The 21,064-nt window shown below is 63.5% G+C and carries 22 protein-coding genes; 8 read left to right on the forward strand and 14 right to left on the reverse strand.

Annotated elements, in window-relative coordinates:
* Positions 1-51 precede the first annotated feature (51 nt).
* Positions 52-741: a Crp/Fnr family transcriptional regulator gene (locus A3OO_RS0114410; RefSeq protein WP_018408540.1), complete on the reverse strand. Its 690-nt coding sequence runs from the start codon at positions 739-741 to the stop codon at positions 52-54.
* Positions 742-842: 101 nt separating this feature from the next.
* On the opposite strand from A3OO_RS0114410, the gene A3OO_RS0114415 reads away from it, so the two are divergent.
* Positions 843-1,811, forward strand: coding sequence for an endonuclease/exonuclease/phosphatase family protein (locus tag A3OO_RS0114415; protein WP_018408541.1), 969 nt, complete (start codon positions 843-845; stop codon positions 1,809-1,811).
* A gap of 51 nt (positions 1,812-1,862) precedes the next feature.
* Here A3OO_RS0114415 and A3OO_RS0114420 read toward each other — a convergent pair whose 3' ends face one another.
* Positions 1,863-2,183 carry a hypothetical protein gene (locus A3OO_RS0114420; protein WP_026223001.1) on the reverse strand — a complete coding sequence of 107 codons (321 nt, stop codon included), beginning with the start codon at positions 2,181-2,183 and terminating at the stop codon, positions 1,863-1,865.
* Between the two features lie 163 nt (positions 2,184-2,346).
* Between A3OO_RS0114420 and A3OO_RS0114425 the strand changes: the two genes are divergently transcribed.
* From A3OO_RS0114425 to A3OO_RS0114435, 3 genes are all read left to right on the forward strand, one after another.
* On the forward strand, positions 2,347-2,946 hold the full coding sequence (locus A3OO_RS0114425) for a DUF938 domain-containing protein (protein ID WP_018408543.1): 600 nt from the start codon (positions 2,347-2,349) through the stop codon (positions 2,944-2,946).
* A gap of 139 nt (positions 2,947-3,085) precedes the next feature.
* Positions 3,086-3,529 (forward strand): four-helix bundle copper-binding protein, encoded by a 444-nt coding sequence (locus tag A3OO_RS0114430; protein WP_018408544.1) that lies wholly within the window; start codon positions 3,086-3,088, stop codon positions 3,527-3,529.
* A gap of 31 nt (positions 3,530-3,560) precedes the next feature.
* The gene (locus A3OO_RS0114435; RefSeq protein WP_018408545.1) at positions 3,561-3,938 is read left to right on the forward strand and encodes a copper-binding protein; all 378 of its coding nucleotides are present in this window, start codon (positions 3,561-3,563) and stop codon (positions 3,936-3,938) included.
* Here the strand turns inward: A3OO_RS0114435 and A3OO_RS0114440 are convergent.
* Together A3OO_RS0114440 and A3OO_RS0114445 are read right to left on the reverse strand one after the other, a co-directional pair.
* The gene (locus A3OO_RS0114440) at positions 3,935-5,002 is read right to left on the reverse strand and encodes a M14 family metallopeptidase (RefSeq protein WP_018408546.1); all 1,068 of its coding nucleotides are present in this window, start codon (positions 5,000-5,002) and stop codon (positions 3,935-3,937) included. The genes A3OO_RS0114435 and A3OO_RS0114440 overlap by 4 nt on opposite strands.
* Positions 4,999-6,399: a glutamate-cysteine ligase family protein gene (locus A3OO_RS0114445; RefSeq protein WP_018408547.1), complete on the reverse strand. Its 1,401-nt coding sequence runs from the start codon at positions 6,397-6,399 to the stop codon at positions 4,999-5,001. The genes A3OO_RS0114440 and A3OO_RS0114445 overlap by 4 nt, the downstream gene beginning before the upstream one ends.
* Positions 6,400-6,609: 210 nt before the next feature.
* On the opposite strand from A3OO_RS0114445, the gene A3OO_RS0114450 reads away from it, so the two are divergent.
* Entirely contained in the window at positions 6,610-7,476 is an 867-nt protein-coding gene (locus A3OO_RS0114450; protein WP_018408548.1) for a D-amino-acid transaminase, read from the forward strand.
* On the opposite strand, the gene A3OO_RS0114455 is transcribed toward A3OO_RS0114450, so the two are convergent.
* Entirely contained in the window at positions 7,473-8,138 is a 666-nt protein-coding gene (locus tag A3OO_RS0114455; protein ID WP_018408549.1) for a DUF6629 family protein, read from the reverse strand. The genes A3OO_RS0114450 and A3OO_RS0114455 overlap by 4 nt on opposite strands.
* 151 nt (positions 8,139-8,289) lie before the next feature.
* On the opposite strand from A3OO_RS0114455, the gene A3OO_RS23010 reads away from it, so the two are divergent.
* On the forward strand, positions 8,290-8,463 hold the full coding sequence (locus A3OO_RS23010) for a DUF1328 domain-containing protein (RefSeq protein ID WP_018408550.1): 174 nt from the start codon (positions 8,290-8,292) through the stop codon (positions 8,461-8,463).
* A 63-nt stretch (positions 8,464-8,526) separates the two neighbouring features.
* Here A3OO_RS23010 and A3OO_RS0114465 read toward each other — a convergent pair whose 3' ends face one another.
* The 9 genes from A3OO_RS0114465 to glyA all read right to left on the reverse strand — a co-directional run bounded on the left by A3OO_RS0114465 (position 8,527) and on the right by glyA (position 19,417).
* On the reverse strand, positions 8,527-10,560 hold the full coding sequence (locus A3OO_RS0114465) for an NAD(+) synthase (protein ID WP_018408551.1): 2,034 nt from the start codon (positions 10,558-10,560) through the stop codon (positions 8,527-8,529).
* Positions 10,561-11,031: 471 nt separating this feature from the next.
* Positions 11,032-13,215, reverse strand: a complete 2,184-nt coding sequence (locus tag A3OO_RS0114475; RefSeq protein WP_026223002.1) for a sodium-translocating pyrophosphatase — start codon at positions 13,213-13,215, stop codon at positions 11,032-11,034.
* Between the two features lie 186 nt (positions 13,216-13,401).
* Positions 13,402-14,349, reverse strand: coding sequence for a thiamine-phosphate kinase (gene thiL, locus A3OO_RS0114480; protein ID WP_018408554.1), 948 nt, complete (start codon positions 14,347-14,349; stop codon positions 13,402-13,404).
* Between the two features lie 143 nt (positions 14,350-14,492).
* On the reverse strand, positions 14,493-14,945 hold the full coding sequence (gene nusB, locus A3OO_RS0114485) for a transcription antitermination factor NusB (RefSeq protein WP_018408555.1): 453 nt from the start codon (positions 14,943-14,945) through the stop codon (positions 14,493-14,495).
* Positions 14,942-15,424, reverse strand: coding sequence for a 6,7-dimethyl-8-ribityllumazine synthase (gene ribH / locus A3OO_RS0114490; RefSeq protein WP_018408556.1), 483 nt, complete (start codon positions 15,422-15,424; stop codon positions 14,942-14,944). Before ribH ends, nusB begins: the two co-directional genes overlap by 4 nt.
* A gap of 326 nt (positions 15,425-15,750) precedes the next feature.
* Positions 15,751-16,353: a riboflavin synthase gene (locus A3OO_RS0114495; protein ID WP_018408557.1), complete on the reverse strand. Its 603-nt coding sequence runs from the start codon at positions 16,351-16,353 to the stop codon at positions 15,751-15,753.
* Positions 16,353-17,483 (reverse strand): bifunctional diaminohydroxyphosphoribosylaminopyrimidine deaminase/5-amino-6-(5-phosphoribosylamino)uracil reductase RibD, encoded by a 1,131-nt coding sequence (gene ribD, locus A3OO_RS0114500; protein WP_018408558.1) that lies wholly within the window; start codon positions 17,481-17,483, stop codon positions 16,353-16,355. The genes A3OO_RS0114495 and ribD overlap by 1 nt, the downstream gene beginning before the upstream one ends.
* Positions 17,480-17,980 (reverse strand): transcriptional regulator NrdR, encoded by a 501-nt coding sequence (nrdR, locus tag A3OO_RS0114505; RefSeq protein WP_036242014.1) that lies wholly within the window; start codon positions 17,978-17,980, stop codon positions 17,480-17,482. The genes ribD and nrdR overlap by 4 nt, the downstream gene beginning before the upstream one ends.
* A 162-nt stretch (positions 17,981-18,142) precedes the next feature.
* Positions 18,143-19,417 carry a serine hydroxymethyltransferase gene (gene glyA / locus A3OO_RS0114510; protein WP_018408560.1) on the reverse strand — a complete coding sequence of 425 codons (1,275 nt, stop codon included), beginning with the start codon at positions 19,415-19,417 and terminating at the stop codon, positions 18,143-18,145.
* 378 nt (positions 19,418-19,795) lie between these two features.
* Between glyA and A3OO_RS0114515 the strand changes: the two genes are divergently transcribed.
* Positions 19,796-20,404 (forward strand): hypothetical protein, encoded by a 609-nt coding sequence (locus A3OO_RS0114515; protein ID WP_051080357.1) that lies wholly within the window; start codon positions 19,796-19,798, stop codon positions 20,402-20,404.
* Positions 20,405-20,414: 10 nt separating this feature from the next.
* Entirely contained in the window at positions 20,415-21,062 is a 648-nt protein-coding gene (locus A3OO_RS0114520; protein ID WP_018408562.1) for a TetR/AcrR family transcriptional regulator, read from the forward strand.
* The last annotated feature ends 2 nt before the right edge of the window (positions 21,063-21,064 follow it).

The raw sequence follows: 21,064 nt of genomic DNA on the forward strand, positions 1-21,064 counted from the left end.
AGCGACGGTAGCGCCCTGTTCCTCATCTGTTTGTGTGAGAACGCACACGGATCATTCAGCTTCGTTGAGCGCCTCTTGAACCCGCTTCTCCAGGACCGACGGGCGCAACAGCACGAGACCGCCGCGAATTTTTTCGGCGAGGCCTTCGTCGATCATGGCCGAGAGCTCGCGGCTGACCTGTTCGCGCCGACAACCGATACGGGCGGCGAGATCATGCTGAAACGGCGGCGGCGATACGATCGACTGTCCCGTCGACCCCTTGCGCGGCGCCGACATGCGCAACAATTCGGAATAGAGCCGATGCTTGAGATCGAGCACCGAGCGCTCGAACAGGCGCGTATTCAGTTCCCGCACCCGCGCCGTCAGCAGACGCAACAGTCGCTCGCAAATCTCCGGCTCGCGGAACAGGATCTCCTTGAAGACCACTGGCGGCACCAGCAAAAGTTCCGCGTTGGTAAGCGCCGTCACATTGGCGGAGCGCTTGGCCCCATCGACCGCCGCCATCTCGCCGAAGAATTTGCCTGGTCCGAAGTCCCCGAAAATCATTTCCTTGCCGGCGGCGGTTCGTATCAGCACCCGAACGTCGCCGCTGACGATGAAATACACGTCAGTCGAAGGATCGTCGAAATCGAGGACCAGCTCATGCTCGGCGTAGCGCCTGCGCACGCATTGGCGCGCCAGCTGCTCGCCGCGCGTCGGGTCAAGGCCAACAAAGAAAGGAATCCCGTCAAATAGGGACACATCGCGCTCCTGAATTGGAAATAGCGCCGATATTGCCGCTAAATGTCGACGTCGTCGAGGCGCAATCTGCTGGCGGACGCAGACTCTTCGGGCGATGATTGATGATGCAAGCGTTCCGACTCGCGACCTTCAATCTGGAAAATCTCGATTGGTCGGGGACCAAACCGGAGGCGTTTGCGCGCCGAACCGACGCGCTACGCCCCCTGCTGGAGACGCTCGACGCCGATATATTGTGCCTGCAGGAAATTCATGCGCAGAGGCGTCACAAGCACGACGCGCGGCAATATATCGCGCTAGACCGGTTGCTTGCGACGACCAGATACGCGAATTTTCATCGGGCGACGACCATCAGGCCCGGCGGCGACGCCCCCGCCGACGTGCATAATCTGGCAATCCTTTCACGATGGCCGATGCGCGCGCAACGGCAGATCCACCACGACATTGTGGCGCGATGGGTCTGGCCGCCGCCGCGGGACGCCGACGGCTCCCAACCGGAGCCGGTGGAGATCGCGTGGGATAGGCCCCTGCTCTACGCTGCTGTCGAGCTTCCCAACGGATGCGCGCTCCACGTCGTCAATCTGCATCTACGCGCGCCGCGCGCCATTCCTATCGCGACGGCGCGAGGTTTCGGATCGAGCCGCGCACAGATCGAGGGCCAGTTCGTGGCGGCGCTCAAGCGCGAAGGCCAAGCGCTGGAGGCCCGGCTGTTCGCCGAAACGCTCTTTGACGCGGACCCGCAGGCACAGATCGCAATTGTCGGCGACTTCAACGCCGACGCGCATGACGCGCCGACCAGACTCTTGCGCGGCGGCGGAGACGAAGCGGCGGAAGGCGACCGCGCCCTCATCGCCTTGGAAGAGCGCGTCGCGCCGTCGCGGCGCTTCACCGTGAGACATGCGGGACGTCCGACGCTGATCGACCACCTCCTTGCCTCACGCTCATTGGCCGCCAATTGGCGCGAGACCACGATCCTGAACGAAGGGCTGCAGGACGAAGTCTACGCGGAAGAGCCTGTCGAGGGCTCGCTTCACGCGCCCGTGTGCGCTCGATTTGAGCTGGTCGCAAAATGACCGCGACGCCGCTGTGAACCCGAGCGCGCCGCTCGAGCGTAAGGCCGCGCGTCACACGGAGGCGAACGATCTCAACTGTTCGGCCATGGCGCGCGCTTCGTTCCAGTCCAGTTTGACGTCCGCTTGACCTTCGGAGGAGACGAGGATGCCGCTCTGCTCGACCTTCGCATCGAAGTCATGATCGCTGGCGATGGGGCTCATATAGATTTGCTGTTCGCCGCGGTCGCCCTTCGCCACGGAGTCGAGGGCGCGCGAAAGGATCGCCGCCTCTTCTTTGGTAAAGCGCCGCAGGGGGTGGCCGGGAAGGCGGAGCGTCGCCAATACGACAAACGTTCGATGCTTTGAGGCGACAAGCTCGAAAAGCTGAGACATTTTCAACACCCCATCGGCAGTTCAACACAGCAAGAGACGCGTTTTTGCACGCCGTCGCGCAGGCGCGCTTCTTGAAGGACGGTCAGGAGCCCCGCCTTTCGTAGATGAGCGCATCAAATTTCATGCCTGGGAACAGACAAGGGTCTCGCCGTGAGAGAAACAGATGAATGACAAGCGCCTCTTCGCGCCATCGACCGCGCGCAATCGCGGCCCGATCCTCGACGTCCTGCGCAACGTCTTGCCGGAAAAAGGGGTGGCGCTCGAGATTGCGAGCGGCGCGGGAGAACATGTCACATTTTTCGCGCAGCATCTGCCCGGACTGACATTCTGTCCGTCGGACCCGAGCGCTGAAGCGCGAGAAAGCATTTCGGCCTGGATCGCCTCCACGCGACTCGCCAATGTGAATGCGCCGCTCGCGCTGAACGTCGAGGAATTTCCTTGGCCGATCAATGCGGCGCACGCCATCATCTGCATCAACATGACCCACATTTCGCCCTGGAGCGCGACCGAGGCGTTGTTCGAAGGCGGAGTCAGGACCTTGTCCGCGGGAGCGCCGCTCTATCTATACGGTCCATACAAGCGCGGCGGCGCGCATACAGCGCCAAGCAACGCTGAGTTCGATGCGCGCCTGCGCGCTCGCAACGCCGCGTGGGGCATCCGCGATCTCGAAGATGTCGCGGCCTGCGCGCGCGCAAAAGGATTTGGAGAGCCTCAAATCGTGGACATGCCCGCCCATAATCTCAGCGTCATCTTTCGCCGGTAACGAAAACGTTGACGCGCACTAGCCTGGAGCCAGCGTTGCGCCGCGTGTCTCGAAATGACGACACGAGCGCAGCCATGCCGATGGAGCCCGCGAACGGGCCCTCTCGGCGCGTGTAGTGAAGCCCACCTGGAGAAACATCATGGAACGTCGCGAATTCATCGCAGTCGGAACCGCCGCCGCCGTCGCATCCGCCACACAAGCGTTTGCTCAGGCGACCGGCCAACAGGACAGCGCGGCCAAAATGGAGGATATGCATCCGCCGCTCTACAAAAACCTGGAACATGCGAGCATCGAATGTGTCTCCACCGGCAATGACTGCCTTCGCCACTGTTTCGGCATGTTCGCGATGAAAGACACGAGCATGGCTGAGTGTGCGGACGCCGCTTACCAGCTTGTCGCTGCCTGTAACGCGCTGGCGTCGCTTGCGGCGGTCAACTCCTCGCATGTCGGTCCGCTGGCGAAAACGGTGGCCATGATTTGCGATGACTGCAAAAAACAATGCGACAAATTCCCCAAGGTCAAGGAATGCGTGGAGTGCGGCAAATCGTGCCAGAAATGCGCCGACGAATGCCGTAAGGTCTAGCCGACTCCAAGCAGCAGGTCCGGGAGCTTCGATGAAGACCACGCGATACGCATTCGCGCGCGTCGCCGCTTGCGCCGCCATCTCCATCGGGATTGCCGGCGCCTCGGCCAGCGCGGCAGACCAGGGCGCGCCGCGCGACACTGTCGCCCAGGCGACGGAAAACGCGGAGAAGACGACGGGCCAAGGCGAGGGCGTCGTCAGAGCTGTCGATGCGGACGATCGCAGGCTCATGATCACGCATGGGCCGATCGCCGGACCGCTGGAAATGTCGCCGATGACAATGGCGTTTCACGTGGCGCCAAACGTGGATCTCTCCAGCCTGTCGAAGGGCATGAAGATCAAATTCACGATCAGTCGCGACGCGAAAGGCCTCTATGTCATTGAGGACGTGCGGCCGGAGAAACCCTAATGCGCGCTCGCGTCGGTGCGGCTATATCCCCGTCCGTCCATGCCGATGCGGTGCATCAGATAGCATAGACAATCCTGCTGCACGGCGCGTGGGTCAACTGTCAGCATGGCCGGAATGGCGGGGCGCGCGAGCCTGATTTGGCCACCCGCGTAATCGAAATAGTTGATCGGCTGCGTGTCGAACCCTTCGCCGGAGAGGACTTCGAGACGCGCGTCTTCATGGCCCAACGCGCCGAAAGAGGCGCCCGCGCCCAATTCGCTGAAATTCAGATGGTCGATATCGGGGCGGAAGACAAAGTCCGCCGGCGTCCCGTCGAAGGAAAAGCTTGCGCCGGCGGGCGGCTTCACGATGGCGCATGTGCGCAGCAACTCGATGTCCTGCGGGGCCGGCGCGTGGTCGGGAAGCTCTGCGATCGATAGGCAGGCGTCGAGCAATTCGACGACATGCGCCACGCCGGCATCGGCGCCCGACTTGCCGCATTCGACCGTGATCGCCGGACATAGTTCGGCGAAGGCCGCTGCGCTGGTGCCGCGCGGGCGCTGAAAATGCACGACAATGCGGGAGAAAAGCTGCGCGAGGGCGACATATTTAGGCTCAAGCCTAGTGATGCAGCTGTAGTGAGGATTGAAGCCGGTGTTGTTGTGGATGTCGACGGCGGCGAAGGCTCGGCGCCTCTCAACGTATTCGTAAATCCAGCGCGCCATATGCGCGAGCGGATCATCGGGAAAGGCCGTGCCGGGCCACACCCGGTTGAAGTCGCGCTGGTTCGGCAGCGTGCGCACATTCGCGGCCGCGGCTTCGACATTGCCGATGAACAGAATGAGCGACCGATCGAGCCCGCGCGCGGCGCGACGGCGCAAAATCTCCTGCACGGCGGCGAGCCCGCTCGTCTCATTTCCGTGCAGCAGCGTAGACACGAACAGCGGTTGCGGGTCGCGGCCCGGAAGGTCGAACAGCGTCGGTCGGGGAAGGATGTGCTTCAGGCGATTGGCGGGGCAGTCGAGAAATCCGTCAGGCAGCCGGTCGAGCAAGGCGCAAGGCGCGTCGGTCACTGTTCTCGTCATGTTTCCCACTGATGGACGGGGGCGCCGCTCCGCTGGCGCTCGCAATAGGCCGCCATCAGGGCATAAAGGTCCCCGCCGCGCGCCTCAAGGGCTTTTCGCTGCCAAGCCGCGCCGGTCTGCCGCGTCTGCACCCGAGCTTCGACGATATCGAGGAAATCGGCTTCGGCGACGCCCAGGTCGCGAAGCCCCGCCCTGGCGTCGGGAATGAGCCGATCGAGCAGCAGACGATCGGCGGCGATCTCGCCTTCGCCCGGCCATTCGAGCTTGGCGTCGAGGCCAAAGCGCGCGGCCGCGTAAAAATTTCGCTTGGCGTCAGCGAAGGCGAGGCCGCCGGCGCCGCCCTCCCCGCTCATGGCGATGGCGCGCGCGAGGCCAAGGTAAAGCGCGGCGTTCGCCATCATATCGATGAAGGTCGGTCCGGCGGGCAGAATGCGGTGTTCGACGCGCAGATGCGGCGCCCCGCTTTCGTCGAAGCCGATCAGCGGACGATTCCAGCGCCAGATGACGCCATTATGCAACCGCAGGTGGCGCATCGCCTCGGGCGGGTCGTCATAGGCCACGGGAAGCAGCGCCTCATAGTCGCGTAAATTTTCCTCAAAGATCTCGATGAGGGAATGGTCGGCGTAGCCCGAGCCCATGCAGACCCTGGCCGGGCCCGGCATCTTCACTGCTTGTTCAAACAGCGGGATGCGCGTTTCCTCCCACAACGCCTTACCGAAAAGGAACGGTGCGTTTCCGCAGGCCGCGAGGATCGGTCCCGACGCCGCCACCGAGGCGTTGTAATAGAGATGCGCCAGATCGGCCGGGGCCTTGAGATGGATTTGAAATGAGGTCGTCGCAGCTTCGAGCATCACATCTTTGTGCTCGGACGCAAGGCGGTCGCGGCCCGCGATATTGACGTGCAACGGCTGCCCGCCGCGCAGACGAAGCACTTCCTGGTTGAGCGCATAGTAGCGGTTGAGCGGCGACATATTGGCAATCGTCAGATCGCTGTCGCGGATCGTGGGCAGCGTGCCGATCATCACCAGATTGGCGTCGAGCTGGTGAGCCACGTCGTTGCATTTCGTCCAGAGGTCCGTCAGCGACCTGTGCGCTTGCGTCAGCGCATCGCCTTTGAGGTGGAACGGCGCGCAATTCAACTCGACGTTAAAGCGCGACAGCTCCGGCACGACGAGCGGATCATCGAGGGTTTCGAGGACATCCTGGTTGATCGAGGACGGCGCATAATTGTGATCCACGATCCAGGTTTCGACTTCGAAGCCGACCATGTGGCCGTCGCGCGAAAATTTGTCCTGTTCAAACAGGACGCGTGCGAGATCCGTTTCCTGCGCGAGCCGGCCGGCGAAACGCGCCTTGTCGGCGGGCGTGAAGCCCGTGGTTTTGATGTCCTCGCCCAAGGATCCTCCTTCCGCTCGCAAGCGCAGTTATCCGCGTCTCAAGCGCACCGGCGCATCGGCGTCCGCGACCGAGGTCGCGAGGAGCCCTCAAGGGCGATCCGCCGCAGATCATCTATCTAGTTCTCCCCGGCCGTATCGATAGAGCCCGAAGCGTCGGCAGGACAAGCCGCGAGCGCTGCTGTAGATTGCTCGCTTCCCCAGGAGCCGACCGTGTCTGATATCGCTTACGTGAACGGAGCTTACATCCCCATCGACGAGGCGCGCGTGTCGATTCTCGACCGCGGCTTCCTGTTCGCCGACGGCGTTTATGAGGTTGCGGCCGTCATCGGCGGCAGGCTGATCGACAATGACTCGCATCTTTCGCGTCTCGAGCGTTCGCTGCGCGAACTGCGTATCGAAAATCCTGTTCCGATGGCGGGCATCAAGGAAATCGAGGCCGAACTTATCGCGAAGAATGGCTTGAGCGAAGGCCTCGTCTATCTGCAAATCACCAGAGGCGCCGCCGCCGAGCGCGAGTTCGGATTTCCCGCGGAAGCAGCGCCGACGTTCGTCGCCTTCGCTCAGGAGAAAAACATCATCGCCTCTCCCGCCGCCGAAACCGGCGTGAAGGTGCTCACCGTTCCGGATCTGCGATGGGCGCGACGCGACATCAAGAGCACGGCGCTGCTCGCGCAGGTTCTGGCGAAGCAAGCGGCGCTCGAGGGCAGCTGCCAGGAGGCCTGGATGGTCGATCAAGACGGTTTCGTGACCGAAGGCTCATCCTCGACCGCCTTCATCCTCACCCGCGAGGACGTGCTCGTGACCCGTCTAAACTCCTCGGCAGTTCTTCCGGGCTGTACACGGAAGGCCGTGCAGGTGATCGCGGAGCGGGAAGGATTGACCGTCGAGGAGCGCAGTTTCTCGGTCGCCGAAGCGTATGAGGCGAAGGAAGCCTTCCTCACGAGCGCCTCCAATCTCGTCCTGCCGGTTGTCTCGCTCGATGGCCGCCCCATCGGATCTGGCGCGCCGGGCGACAGGAGTCGCCTGCTGCGCAAGCGCTACATCGAATGGGCGACGAACGCGGCCAGCGCTCGCTAGCGCTGCATTTCCAATCCGTCGAAGTCGGAGCTGCGCTCTTCTTCAATCGCGAGCGCGATGATCAGGCTGAACAGCGCAGCAGCGAGACACCAAACCGAATACCAAGCCGGCCGGTTAGCGGCGAGCGCCAAGAAAAACGTAGCCAACACCGCGACGCCGAATACATTGATCGCCCTTCGCTGGCTGAAAATGAGCGGCGACACGGTCAGTACGAGATAGAGAAAATCCGTCACGAGCGGCGGACGCTCGAACAGCGGATCGTAAGCGAGCGAATGCCGATACACCGACAGGTCGATACCGTCGGCGCCCGCGAGTTTGGCGATAAGATAGGCGGCGAGGACAATGCCTACGCCGCCCATGGTCCACCAAAGACGATTTCGCTCCGGATCCGATTCCGCATAGGCGGCTGCCGCAGGCGTCAGCACGGGCCACATCGTAAAAGCGATTAAGGTGTAGACATAACGATAAGGCTGCCCGGCGACAGGATCGGCCCGCGTGAGCCATACCGCAGCTTCGACGAACTGGTGCGCCGAGAACACCAGCGGAAACGCGGCGAAAAGCACCATGCGCCGGTCGTAGCGCAGCGCTTTTGAGACCATGCCGTAGCCCGCCAACCCCAGGCCGAGCCCAGCCGTAATGCTTGCCTCAAGCGAATAGCACATAGATCACGGTCACTGTGCAGGTAACGCTTCGGCCTATCTTAATGCGGATTTCCCGCGCGTCGAGACCTGAGCAATCGCGGGGATGAGTTCGCGTCGGAACATGTATGCAGCGGACGCGTTTTAGGACGAGAGTTCACAAGCGGAGGTCAAAATGGGCAACCTTCTGTATTGGGCCGTGGTGTTCCTGGTCGTCGCTCTCATTGCCGGATTTCTGGGCTTTGGGGGCGTCGCCGGCGTCGCGGTGGACGGCGCGCGGATATTGTTCTGGCTGGCGTTGGTTCTCCTGGTCGTTTCTGTCGTTCTCGGCCTCGTCCGGCGCGCCTGACCGATCATCGTTCCTCGAAGGTTATGAGCCGACCGCTTTTCGTGAGCGGCCGGCTTGTCGTTGTCAGGGAATGTCGTCCAGCGAACTCAGCCACGCGTCCGCAACCGAATCCGATGGCGCGCGCCAGTCGCCGCGCGGCGACAGGGATCCTCCCGAACTGACTTTCGGACCGTTTGGCAGCGCCGACCGTTTGAACTGACTTCCCTCAAAGAATCGCTTCACGAAAACGCCGAGCCAATGTTTGATCGTCGAGAGGTCATAGGCAATCTTGTCTTCTTGCGCGATCCCTGCAGGCCATGAGCCGGCGGACGCATGCCGCCAGGCGCGCCAGGCGAGGAAGGCGATCTTCGCAGGCGCAAATCCGTAGCGCGTCGTATAGTAGAGATTGAAGTCCTGCAGCGCATACGGCCCGACAGTATCCTCGGTTCTCTGTCTTGCTTCTCCCGGCACGAGCTCGGGGGATATTTCCGTCGCGAGAACATCTTCAAGCACCGCCGCCGTTTCGGCGCCGAATCGCGCGTCTCGAGCGCACCAGCGGATGAGGTGCTGAATAAGCGTCTTGGGCACTGAGGCGTTGACGTTGTAATGCGACATCTGATCGCCAACGCCATAGGTGGACCAACCGAGGGCGAGTTCGGACAAGTCGCCAGTGCCAATGACGAGCGCGCCATGGCGGTTGGCAAGACGAAACAGCAGCGACGTGCGCGCCCCCGCTTGCACATTCTCGTAAGTCGTGTCGTAAACCGCCTCTCCGCGCGCAGCCGGGTGATCGATGTCGACGAGCATTTGCTTGCAAGCCGCGGTGACGTCGATTTCCTGCGCGGTGACGCCGAGCGCGCGCATCAGCCGCCAGGCGTTGGCCTTGGTGCTTTCGCTCGTGGCGAAGGCCGGCAGCGTGAAGCCGAGCACATTTTCGCGCGGCAGACCGAGCGCATCCATCGCCGTCACCGCGACGAGCAGCGCCTGCGTGGAGTCGAGTCCGCCAGAGACGCCGATCACTGCCTTTTTTATTTTCGTAGCGCGCAGCCGTTGTTCGAGGCCGTGCGATTGTATGTTGAACGCCTCGAAACACAGCTCGGCGAGCCGCGTTTCATCCGCCGGGACGAAGGGAAAGCGTCCGACCTCGCGCAGAAATCCAAGGTCGCGGTCGCAAGGCGCAGCGAGTTCGAAAGCTATGCGACGATAATGCGTCGCGCCCTGCTCCACGTCGGCGCAGGCGCCGAATGTCCCATGCCGCATGCGCTCGGCAAGAAGACGACCGATATCGACATCGGCGAGCGCCAGCTGCGGTTCGTCGGAGAAGCGCGGCGCCTTGGCGAGAACGTCGCCCTTCTCGCAGATCAGCGCTTCTCCGTCCCACGCGAGGTCCGTCGTCGACTCGCCCTGCCCCGCCGCCGAATAGAGATAGGCCGCTAGGCAGCGCGCCGAATGCGCAGCGCAGAGCGTCTCGCGATAGTCGGATTTGCCGACGATCGCATTCGACGCCGAGAGGTTGAGCAGCACGGTCGCCCCCGCCAGCGCGGCGCGCGCCGAAGGGGGAATGGGAACCCATACGTCCTCGCAAATCTCCGTGTGGATCACGAGTCCGGGAAAATCCGTCGCTTCGATGAGCGTATCGGAGCCGAAGGGCGCGGTTTGTCCGGCGACGACGATGTCCTCGCCCGAAACAAAAGCGCCGGACGCGAAGTGGCGCTGTTCGTAAAACTCGCGATAATTCGGCAGATAGACCTTGGGCGTCACGGCGAGCACGCGGCCACGCAGGATCGCCACGGCGCAATTGTAGAGACGCCCGCGATGGCGCAGCGGCGCGCCGACGACGATCAGCGGATGAATGCCGCAAGAGGCCTCGACGAGTTCGACGAGCGCCGTGTCGACGGCGCCGAGCAACGCCTCCTGCTGCAAGAGATCGTCGATCGCGTAAGAGGAGATCCCCAACTCCGGAAACAGCGCCAGCGAAGCGCCGTGCTGATCCGCCTGGCGCGCCAGTTCGATCGTCCGCGCGACGTTGAAAGCCGGATCGGCGACTCGCACGGTCGGCGTCGCGACGGCGACTCGGATGAAGCCATGCGTGTGAAGGCAGTAGAAGGGATGGGTCATGAAGTCCGCCTGCGCTCCCCAAGCTGCGACGGAGGCGCTCGTCGGCCGCGATAATGCAAGACGCCCGCGGGAAAGTCACATGGCTTGGGCCCGTCGCCGCCGATGCCGAGCGCCAATCATCGTGACGCGCAGGTCGGTTCATTTGGCGAGCTTCTCATAAAGGGCGCCGTAGCGCCCAAGGCTCGCTCGATAGGCGTCGATGGGCGATGTCGCGGCTTCGTCCTGCTGCGTTTTTTGACATAGGTTCGCAGCGCGTCCTCTACGACGGATTCAAGCTGCCGGCCCTCATGCTTTGCGAGCATGCGAATTTCGGCGAGCAAAGCGCTTTCGACTTGGGTCGTAAAGTTCTCGCGAACGCGGGCTATATTCCTGAACCCAGGAGAAGTTGCTGATATTTATTTATTTTCAAGACATTCAAAAAGAAAGGGCGAGGTTTCCCCCGCCCCTTCGCAAACTGCTTTAAGCAAACTCTCAGTGCGCCAAGATCGCCAGCATCAGCAGCGCCACGATATTGGTGATCTTGATCGCCGGATTCACGGCGGGGCCGGCGGTGTCCTTATAGGGGTCGCCGACCGTGTCGCCGGTCACCGCCGCCTTATGGGCCTCGGAGCCCTTCTCATGCTTCACGCCGTCCTTATCAATGAAGCCGTCTTCGAAGGATTTCTTGGCGTTGTCCCAAGCGCCGCCGCCCGACGTCATCGAAATCGCAACGAAGAGCCCGTTGACGATGACGCCCAGCAGCAACGCGCCCAGCGCCGCGAAGGCGTTGGCCTTGCCGCCAAGGATCCAGGCGACGACGAAGGCGACGATCGGCGCCAGCACCGGCAGCAGCGACGGCACGATCATTTCCTTGATCGCCGCCTGCGTCAGCATATCGACGGCGCGGCCATAATCCGGCCGGTCCGTGCCCGCCATGATGCCGGGCTTTTCCTTAAACTGGCGACGCACCTCGACGACCACCGAGCCCGCCGCGCGCCCCACCGCCGTCATGGCGATGCCGCCGAAGAGATAGGGAATGAGGCCGCCAAAGATGAGGCCCGCGACGACATAGGGATTGGAGAGTTCGAAGTCGATCTTCCCCAGCCCTTTGAAAAACGGCACGTCGGTGTCGATGAAATGCTTCAGATCGTTCGTGTAGGCGGCGAAGAGCACCAGCGCGCCGAGGCCCGCCGAGCCGATGGCGTAGCCCTTGGTCACGGCCTTCGTGGTGTTGCCCACGGCGTCGAGCGCGTCGGTGTTGCGACGCACTTCCTTCGGCAGACCCGCCATTTCGGCGATGCCGCCGGCGTTGTCGGTGACGGGGCCGAAGGCGTCGAGGGCCACGACCATGCCGGCGAGGCCCAGCATCGTCGTCACCGCGATCGCCGTGCCATAGAGCCCGCCAAGCTCATAGGTGAGGATGATGCCGAGAACGATGACGAGCGCCGGCGCCGCTGTCGATTCAAGCGACACGGCGAGGCCCTGGATGACGTTGGTGCCGTGGCCCGTCACCGACGCCTGAGCAATCGACACCACCGGACGCTTGCCGGTGCCGGTGTAATATTCGGTGATGTAGACGATGGCGCCCGTGACGATCAGGCCCAGCACCCCAGAGAGGAACAGGCCATAGCCGTGGATGGCTTCGCCATTCGCCTTGCCGATCTCGCCCCAGCCGACGGTAAAAGTCGTCGCCAGGAAGAGCCCTCCGACCGACAGCACGCCGGCGGCGATGAGGCCCTTGTAAAGCGCGCCCATGATGGAATCGTCGATGCCAAGCTGCTTGAAATAAGGCGAAGCAAACTTGCCCCACGGCGTGTCATCGTCGTCGCCCATTTTCACGAAATAGGTGCCGGCGATCGACGTGAGGATCGAAAGGCCGCCGATCGCGAGCGGATAGATCATCGCCGACGACAGGCCTTCCTGACCGGCGAAGAAGATCGAGGCGAGCACCATGGTGGCGACGACCGTCACCGCATAGGTCTCGAAGAGGTCGGCCGCCATGCCGGCGCAATCGCCGACATTGTCGCCGACATTGTCGGCGATCGTGGCCGGATTGCGCGGATCATCCTCGGGAATGCCGGCCTCGACCTTGCCGACAAGATCGGCGCCGACGTCCGCGCCCTTGGTGAAGATGCCGCCGCCGAGACGGGCGAAAATCGAAATCAGCGATCCGCCGAAACCGAGCGCCACCAGCGCGTCGACGACCGTACGGTCGGAGGGCGCATAGCCGGCGAACCAGGTCAGGATCGCGTAATAGACAGCGACGCCAAGCAGCGCGAGCCCGGCGACCAGAAGTCCGGTGACCGCGCCGGCCTTGAAGGCGATGTCGAGGCCGCCGGCCAGCGATTTCGTCGCCGCCTGCGCCGTGCGGACATTGGCGCGCACCGAGACGTTCATGCCGATATAGCCGGCCGCGCCGGAGAGCACCGCGCCGAGCAGGAATCCGAAGGCGACCGCCCAGCCGAGCAGGATGACGAGGATGACGAAGATCACGCCGCCAACCATGGCGATGGTCTTGTATTGGCGGTTGAGATAGGCCTGCGCGCCCTCGGCGACGGCGCCCGAAATTTCCTGCATCCGCGCCGACCCCGGATCGGCTGCGAGCAATTCCTGCGAGGTCTTCACGCCATAGACGATAGACATCAATCCGAAGACGATGGTTAGAAACAGAACCATTTTGGCTTCGCCTTTTCGTTCCTCGACCGGGGAATGGCCGAACTGGTCGCGTCGCCGCGAACGGAGTCGCGCAACAAAAAAAGGAGCAGCGGCCCCGCCGAGCGAATCGGGCGGAGACAGCAGCTTTCCAGCGGGCTTTCTGCCAGAAACGTGGCCGCACGGCAATGCTGCGCGATCCCGTATTCTTCAGAAGTGTTGGAAGGACAATTTTTTGAAAAAAACCGGTTTTTTGTGCGCATCGAGTAAAATCGGGGCCGCGCTTCCCGCCATAAATTCGCCGATCCGGCAGGCGGGCGCGGCAGGCGGCGCTGCGCTCCCTGCCGCGATGAGGATTTCGTAGTCGTCTCCGCCCGTTATCGCCGTTTCGAAGAGCGCGGGATCGATGGCCATTGCCTCTCGCGCCGCTGCTGAAAGCGGCACGGAGGCGAGATCGACAACCGCGCTCACGCCGGAGGCGCGGCAAAGCTTGGCGAGATCGCCCGCAAGGCCGTCGGAAATGTCCATCGCGGCGCTGGCGTTGGCGCAAAGCCACGCCGAGAGATCCACGCGCGGCTGTGGCAGCAGATAGCGTCCGATCAGATAGTCTCGGGCCTCATCCGACAGTCGTCGCTCCAGCGTAGGGTCGCGGCGCAGCGCGAGACCCAGCGCCGCGTCTCCGATCGGGCCCGAGACGAAGATGGCGTCTCCTGGCTTTGCGCCGGTGCGGGGCACGAAGCGCCGCGTGCGACCAAGCGCCGTGATCGAGATGGTCAGCGGCCCCGGGGTCGCAGCCGTGTCGCCGCCGATGAGCGGCGCGTGATACGCGCGCGCATCCTCGGCGAGCCCGGCGGCGAAAGCGTCCAGCCAAGCGTTGGTCCAGTCGGCCGGCAGCGCCAAGCCGAGCAGAAAGCCGATCGGCTCTGCGCCCTTGGCGGCAAGATCGGAGAGATTGACGCGCAGCGCCTTCTTGGCGATTAGCGAAGGGTCATCGTCCGCGAAGAAATGCACGCCGGCAACGACCATGTCGGTCGTGACGACGAGCGGCGCGCTTTCGGGCGCGAGAAGCGCCGCGTCGTCCTTAAGGCCGAGCGCGGCCGTCCCCGCGATCGGCGCGAACACGCGGGCGATGATGTCGTCTTCGCTATAGCGCGGCATGGCTTCGCCCTCGTGCTTCGAGACGCGAGCTTCGCTCGCTCCTCAGCATGAGGGCGAGGTTTAGGCGCCGCCGGCCTCCTCATCCTGAGGAGCCCGCGCAGCGGGCGTCTCGAAGGACGAGGAAGCCGGAGGCTGCTTTCCTGTCAACTCAACTCTTCGGCGCGCTCCTCATGCGCGATCCTGTCGAGCACGGCGTTCACCATCCCCGACTCGGTCGGTCCGAAAAAGGCGCCGGCGACGTCGACATATTCCTTGATGACGACGCGGGCCGGGACGTCCTTGCGCGACCGCAGTTCATAGACGCCGGCGCGCAAGGCGGCGCGCATGACGGACTCCAGTCGTGACAATGGCCAGCCGCCGGAAAGCGCGCGATCAATCTGCCGGTCGATGGCGACTTGATCGGTGAGCACGCCTTGCAGCACGTCGCGAAAAAAGGCGGCGTCCGCCGGCTTATACTGCGCGCCTTCGATCTCTCGCCCGATCCAGTGAGACTCGAACTCGGCGAAAATCTCGTTGAGCCCTTTGCCGGCGACTTCCATTTGGTAAAGCGCTTGCACGATCGCCAGACGCGACGCCGAGCGTTGATCGACGCTCATACGACGCCCCGTTTGAGGCGCACAAGCGCGAGCGCCGCGCGCGCCGCGTCGGCGCCCTTGTCGCCCTGCTTGGGATCGGCGCGCACGATCGCCTGCGCCTCATTCTCCACAGTGAGCACGCCATTGCCGAGCGGCAGGCGGCGCGAGACGGATAGATTCATCAGCGCGCGCGTGCTTTCATTGGCGACGAGTTCGAAGTGATAGGTCTCGCCGCGGATGACGCAGCCGAGCGCAACGACTCCATCGTAAGGCGCGCCGGCAAGCTCCGCATCGTCGAGCGCGATCGCGGCCGCTGTTGCGATCTCCAGCGCGCCAGGGACTTCGATCACCGTCGCCTGCGCTTGGAGCGCGCGCAACGCATCAAGCGCGCCTTCGCGCAACATGGCGACGATTCCGCCGTTGAACTTCGTCGAGACGACGAGAATATGCGCGCCCGGCACGGGCGCGACGTCAGCGTCGTCGGGTGCAAAACCAGCCATTCAGGCGACTCCAGGAGTGCACGCAACCCTCTCCCGCGGGGAGAGGGTTGGGCTGCGAAGCAGCCAAGCGAGGGTTAGCGTTCTCAATTGCAAAGGTGCGGGACGCGCCGCCACAGCGAACGCATTAACGCTGAGGCGCAAACCCCTCACCCGACACTGCCAAAAGCCCGTCGTTGACGACGGGCGTCCTTACAGACGCCCTTTGGCCGGATCCCTCTCCCTGTGGGAGGGGGACGCCGCGAACCGATTATGGGCGCGTTATGTCACAGGAGCGACGCTCTGTCAGCCGATATGGCCGTTATACACATCCTGGCGCCAAACTCAGGCTACCGCGCTTCGCTCAACCTTGCCGCATAGCGCGCCATCAGATCGACCTCGATATTGAGCGCATCCCCTGCTCTGCGCGCGCCGAGCGTCGTAACGCTAAGCGTATGCGGAATGAGCAGCACGGAAAAGGTATCGCCGTCGACCTCGTTCACCGTGAGCGAAACGCCGTCAAACGCCACGGAGCCTTTCTTGGCGATAAAGCGCGACAGCGCTCGCGGCGCCTCGATCCAGAATCTGGACATGTCATCAAAGTCGTCGCGCGATGTGACGCGCGCGACGCCGTCGACATGGCCGGTGACGATATGGCCGCCGAGTTCGTCGCCGATCTTCAACGCGCGTTCCAGATTGACGCGCGTTCCGCAGGCCCATGTGCCGACCGTCGTGACGGCGAGCGTCTCGGCGGCGGCGTCCACTTCGAAGACCGTTCGCGCGCCCTCGCGCGCGACGGCGACGACCGTCAGGCATACGCCCGAGCAGGCGATGGAGGCGCCCAGAGCGATGCCGTCGGGATCGTATGAACAGGCGATGCGCAGGCGGCGCAGTTCGCCACGCGGCGTCATCGCAATGACTTCGCCCACATCGGTGACGATGCCGGTGAACATCAGTCGACCCGCGCGTATCGAGTCATCGTGTCGGCGCCGAGCGCGCGCGTCTCGATCAGACGGTAGCGCGAGTCGTCATCGAGGGCGGCGCGCGCCGCAGAAGTCAGCGCCGGACGGCCTGCCCTCCCGAGCGGCTTGACCGCGGTGTGCAGGATGACCTCATCGGCAAGATCCGCGGCGAGCAGACTTTCGGCGACGCGGGGCCCGCCTTCGCTGAAGACGCGGGTGACGCCGCGATCTGCCAAAAGTCTTAAGGCGCTGGTAAGATCAAGAAGGCCGTCGCGCATCGCGATGCGGACAACCTCTGCGCCAGTGGCGTCTTCAAACGCTTTGGCCGCTTCATCGGCGACGGCCGCTCCAGCGATGATGAGCAGCGGCGTTTCGCGCGCGGTGGACGCCAGGCGCGAACGCGGCGACAGCGACAGCTTCTCGTCGAGCACGACGCGGAGCGGCTTGTATTGTTGCATCCCTGGCAAGCGCACAGTCATCAGCGGATCGTCGTCGCGCGCCGTGCCGCCGCCGATCATGATCGCGTCGTGCAGCGATCGCTGCACATGAGTGAAGGCGTCAGCGATAGGTCCGGTGATGTGCAGGCGCGGATCATGCGCGGCGCCCGCCGCGTAGCCGTCCGCCGTCCGCGCGAGCTTGAGCGTTATCATCGGGCGGCGACGCGTGACGCGCAAAATATGCCCGAGATGATCGGCGCGCGCCGCCGCGGCGCCGGGACCAATGATGACGTCGATTCCTGCTTCGCGCAGCCGGGCGAAGCCATCGCCCGAGACGCGCGGGTCGGGGTCCTCGAGGGCGGTGACGACGCGCGCGACGCCGCCGGCGATGATCGAGTTGACGCAAGGGGGCGTCGCCCCATGATGCGCGCAGGGCTCCAAAGTGACGTAAAGCGTCGCGCCGCGCGCAGCCTCGCCCGCCGCAGCCATGGCGATCGCCTCCGCATGCGGGCGCCCGCCGGGCCCGGTCCAGCCGCGGGCGATAACGACGCCGTCGCGCACGAGCAACGCGCCCACCGCGGGATTTGGCGCGGTACGGCCCAAATTGCGCCGGCCAAGCGCAAGCGCCGCCGCCATATAGGCGTCGTCGGTCGCGGTCTGTGGAAAGGCTTCGTGGATCGTCATGCCTTCTCTGGGTCGTCGGCGTCCGGTGCAAAAGCCGCGCCGTCGCCGCCGCTCTCCAATTCATCGATCACCGCGGAGAAGTCGCGAACTTCGCGGAAATCGCGATACACCGAGGCGAAACGCACATAGGCGACGGGGTCGAGCGAACGCAGGCCTTCGATGACCAGTTCGCCGATCCGCTGACTTTCGACCTCGACTTCGCCGAGGCTTTCGAGCTGACGAACGATTCCGGAAATCATCTGCTCGACGCGTTCCGCTTCGACCGGACGCTTACGCAAGGCGATCTCAACCGATCGCATCAGCTTGTCGCGATTGAACGGCGCACGGCGACCCGACTTCTTCACGACGATGATTTCGCGCAGCTGCACGCGCTCAAAGGTCGTGAAACGGCCGCCGCAAGTCGGACAGACGCGGCGCCGCCTTATGCAGGATGAATCCTCCGCAGGACGGGAGTCCTTCACCTGCGTGTCGACGGAACCGCAATAGGGACAGCGCATTTCGGGCGCCTTTCCCCCCTCCCGCATGCGGGAGAGGGAGGCCCCGCGAAGCGGGGTCGGGTGAGGGCTATCACAAATGATGCGACGGAGAGAACCCTCATCCGTCGCGCCTTCGGCGCGACACCTTCTCCCGCAAGCGGGAGAAGGGAACGTCCCACTTTTTTAATAGATCGGGAACTTCGCGGTCAGCGTGTGAACCTTTTCCTTCACCGCGGTTTCCGTCGCGGCGTTGCCTTCTTCGCCCTGCGAGGAGAGGCCGTCGAGCACCTCGACGATCATCTGCCCGACCTGTTTGAACTCGCTCTGGCCGAAGCCGCGCGAGGTCGCCGCCGGCGAGCCGAGACGAATGCCGGAGGTGACGAAGGGCTTTTCCGGATCGAAGGGAATGCCGTTCTTGTTGCAGGTGATGTGCGCGCGGCCAAGCGCGGCTTCCGCCGCCTTGCCGGTGATCTTCTTGGGACGCAGATCGACGAGCATCAGATGGTTGTCGGTGCCGCCCGAGACGATCGCAAGGCCCGCGTCGACGAGCGTCTGCGCGAGCATTTGCGCATTATCCTTGACCTGCTGCTGATAGGTCTTGAACTGCGGGGTCAGCGCCTCGCCGAACGCCACCGCCTTTCCGGCGATGACATGCATCAGCGGACCGCCCTGCAGGCCGGGGAAGACCGCCGAGTTGATCTTCTTGGCGATGGCCTCGTCGTTCGTCAGCACCATGCCGCCGCGCGGACCGCGCAGCGTCTTATGCGTCGTGGTGGTGACGACATGCGCATGCGGCAGCGGCGACGGATGAAGTCCCGCAGCGACCAGACCGGCGAAATGCGCCATGTCCACCATGAAATAGGCGCCGACGCTGTCGGCGATCTTGCGGAAGCCTTCGAAGTCCCAGATGCGGGAATAGCCGGAGCCGCCGGCGATGATGAGCTTCGGCTTATGCTCCATGGCGAGCGCGGCGACCTGCTCCATGTCGATGCGCTGATCGTCCTTGCGCACCGTATAGCTCACCGGCTTGAACCAGCGGCCGGAGACATTGACCGGCGATCCATGCGTCAGATGACCGCCCGCGGCGAGATCCAGCCCCATGAAGACGTCGCCCGGCTGAAGAAGCGCGAGGAACACCGCCTGATTGGCCTGCGAGCCGGAGTTGGGCTGAACATTGGCGAAGCCGCAGTCAAACAGCTTCTTGGCGCGGTCGATCGCGAGATTTTCGGCGATGTCGACGAATTGGCAGCCGCCGTAATAGCGCTTTCCCGGATAGCCCTCGGCATATTTGTTGGTGAGAACCGAGCCCTGGGCCTCCAACACCGCCTTTGAGACAATGTTCTCCGACGCGATCAGTTCGATCTCGTGCCTCTGGCGGCCGAGTTCGAGTTCGATCGCCTTCGCGATTTCCGGATCGGAAGCGCTGAGGGAGGCGGTGAAGAAACCGGATTGGCTCATTGGAATGGACCTCTATGCCTAACGGCGCTGAACGAAAACAAAAACCGGCTCCCGGTCTTAATCGGCGAAGCCGGTCCCTAGGACGCGCATCGTGAGACGCGTCGCTTATCACGGCGAAGCCGCGACGGGAAGAGCGGCCGTCGTCGCGGTCTAAGGCCACCCAAGTTTCGCGCGGGCTTCGTCAGCCCAGTTTTGTTGTGGGGGCTTTGGGTGAGCCGCGCAAGCTTCGCACGCCAGCGTCTCCGTTTCCTCAAAGCGCCAAAATGACGCATGTTGCGCTCGCGCAAAGAGCCAGAAATAGCGCGTCACCGCGTCGCCATATTTTCGCTTCAAACGAGCGTTTGAATTTCAATCAGTCGTTTTAAACGGAGGTTCGTCATGAGCGATCATCTGGAAACAAAATTTGCGGCGCTTAGCGCCAAGTCACGGAGGTTGCTCATCGATGCTGCGGTCTGCTTCGTCGCGACCTGGCTCATCGCTTTCCTGCCGCCACAATGGAAGAATGGCGAAGCGCTGAAGGAAATCGCTTTCACGACCGACCCGGTGAGCGGCAAAATCATCGATCGGATCGCTTCCGCGGAGACGGAGCGCCCATCCTTGAAGTTGAAAAACGCTTCGCCGGCTGTGGCGCTGTTCGCCGTCTATCCGCAGGAGCGCATCTCGGATTGGTCGAACGAAGCCGCCGCTGAAAAGACTGAGACGATCCCCGTCAGGACGACGAAAGTCGTCGCCCTGCGCAGGCCGTCTCCGGAAAAGAGAAACCCTGTCGAGTCGACGCCGCCGGCGCCCCCGACCACCAACGCCGAGCCGCCCGCCTCTCCCCAGACAATGGACGAGAAAGCGGAGCAACAGGAACGGAGTTTGTTGGCCAAGCTCGACCCGACAGGGCTCTCATCCAAATTGGCTCCGCTCGGCCGCAAGGCATGGAATAGCGCGACGTCGCTCGGCGGCGCAGTGTCTAGCCTCGTCAACGTATATCCTTTTTGAGGATGATGCCTTGAGTAATCTGGATCAGGCGCGCGTCGCGTCTCGCTCGACGGAAACGACGCGCGCCGCTCTCATCAAAGCGGCGACGTCGGTCTTCGCGGAATATGGGTATGACGGCGGCTCGGTGCGGCTCATCACCCAAAGGGCGATGGCCAACCAGGCGGCCGTCAATTACCACTTCGGCGGCAAGGACGGACTTTATCGCGAAGTGCTGATCGCTGCGACGCGGGCCTTCGAGGAGAATGCGTTCTTGGACCCCGAAGAGCTCGATGCGCTTTCGCCTGAGGACGCGCTTCGGCGCTATCTGCATCAATTTCTGCTGCCGCTCGTCAAGCGCGATCGCGTCAGCCGCTTCCTGCGCATCTTCGCCTGGGAAAGCGTGCAGCCGAGCGAAGTCTTCAGCGCCTTCATCGCGCATTCGCCGCCCCGCATCTTTCGTTTGGCGGAACGGGTCGTGCGGCGGTTCCTGCCGCAAGAGGCCTCCGCGGAGACCGTCACATTCGCGATGCTGTGGCTTGCCCAGCAGCCGATGTTCTTCGTGCGAGACGCGGAGCGGCTCGCGCAGCCGCCCTTCTCGCTCAAATTCGACGAAGACGCGCTCGAGCGGCTCGTCGACACGCTGGCGGGCTTAAGTCTTCGTGGACTCGCCGGAGTCTAAAC

The organism is Methylocystis rosea SV97, assembly GCF_000372845.1.
GTDB lineage: Bacteria > Pseudomonadota > Alphaproteobacteria > Rhizobiales > Beijerinckiaceae > Methylocystis > Methylocystis rosea.

What these genes read in the sequence shown, in the direction of transcription:
- A3OO_RS0114415 (WP_018408541.1), top strand. Translation starts at nt 843, where the DNA reads ATGATGCAAGCGTTCCGACTCGCGACCTTCAATCTGGAAAATCTCGAT.
- A3OO_RS0114420 (WP_026223001.1), bottom strand. Translation starts at nt 2,183, where the DNA reads ATGTCTCAGCTTTTCGAGCTTGTCGCCTCAAAGCATCGAACGTTTGTC.
- A3OO_RS0114425 (WP_018408543.1), top strand. Translation starts at nt 2,347, where the DNA reads ATGAATGACAAGCGCCTCTTCGCGCCATCGACCGCGCGCAATCGCGGC.
- A3OO_RS0114430 (WP_018408544.1), top strand. Translation starts at nt 3,086, where the DNA reads ATGGAACGTCGCGAATTCATCGCAGTCGGAACCGCCGCCGCCGTCGCA.
- A3OO_RS0114435 (WP_018408545.1), top strand. Translation starts at nt 3,561, where the DNA reads ATGAAGACCACGCGATACGCATTCGCGCGCGTCGCCGCTTGCGCCGCC.
- A3OO_RS0114440 (WP_018408546.1), bottom strand. Translation starts at nt 5,002, where the DNA reads ATGACGAGAACAGTGACCGACGCGCCTTGCGCCTTGCTCGACCGGCTG.
- A3OO_RS0114455 (WP_018408549.1), bottom strand. Translation starts at nt 8,138, where the DNA reads ATGTGCTATTCGCTTGAGGCAAGCATTACGGCTGGGCTCGGCCTGGGG.
- A3OO_RS23010 (WP_018408550.1), top strand. Translation starts at nt 8,290, where the DNA reads ATGGGCAACCTTCTGTATTGGGCCGTGGTGTTCCTGGTCGTCGCTCTC.
- A3OO_RS0114465 (WP_018408551.1), bottom strand. Translation starts at nt 10,560, where the DNA reads ATGACCCATCCCTTCTACTGCCTTCACACGCATGGCTTCATCCGAGTC.
- A3OO_RS0114475 (WP_026223002.1), bottom strand. Translation starts at nt 13,215, where the DNA reads ATGGTTCTGTTTCTAACCATCGTCTTCGGATTGATGTCTATCGTCTAT.
- thiL (WP_018408554.1), bottom strand. Translation starts at nt 14,349, where the DNA reads ATGCCGCGCTATAGCGAAGACGACATCATCGCCCGCGTGTTCGCGCCG.
- nusB (WP_018408555.1), bottom strand. Translation starts at nt 14,945, where the DNA reads ATGAGCGTCGATCAACGCTCGGCGTCGCGTCTGGCGATCGTGCAAGCG.
- ribH (WP_018408556.1), bottom strand. Translation starts at nt 15,424, where the DNA reads ATGGCTGGTTTTGCACCCGACGACGCTGACGTCGCGCCCGTGCCGGGC.
- A3OO_RS0114495 (WP_018408557.1), bottom strand. Translation starts at nt 16,353, where the DNA reads ATGTTCACCGGCATCGTCACCGATGTGGGCGAAGTCATTGCGATGACG.
- ribD (WP_018408558.1), bottom strand. Translation starts at nt 17,483, where the DNA reads ATGACGATCCACGAAGCCTTTCCACAGACCGCGACCGACGACGCCTAT.
- nrdR (WP_036242014.1), bottom strand. Translation starts at nt 17,980, where the DNA reads ATGCGCTGTCCCTATTGCGGTTCCGTCGACACGCAGGTGAAGGACTCC.
- glyA (WP_018408560.1), bottom strand. Translation starts at nt 19,417, where the DNA reads ATGAGCCAATCCGGTTTCTTCACCGCCTCCCTCAGCGCTTCCGATCCG.
- A3OO_RS0114515 (WP_051080357.1), top strand. Translation starts at nt 19,796, where the DNA reads ATGAGCGATCATCTGGAAACAAAATTTGCGGCGCTTAGCGCCAAGTCA.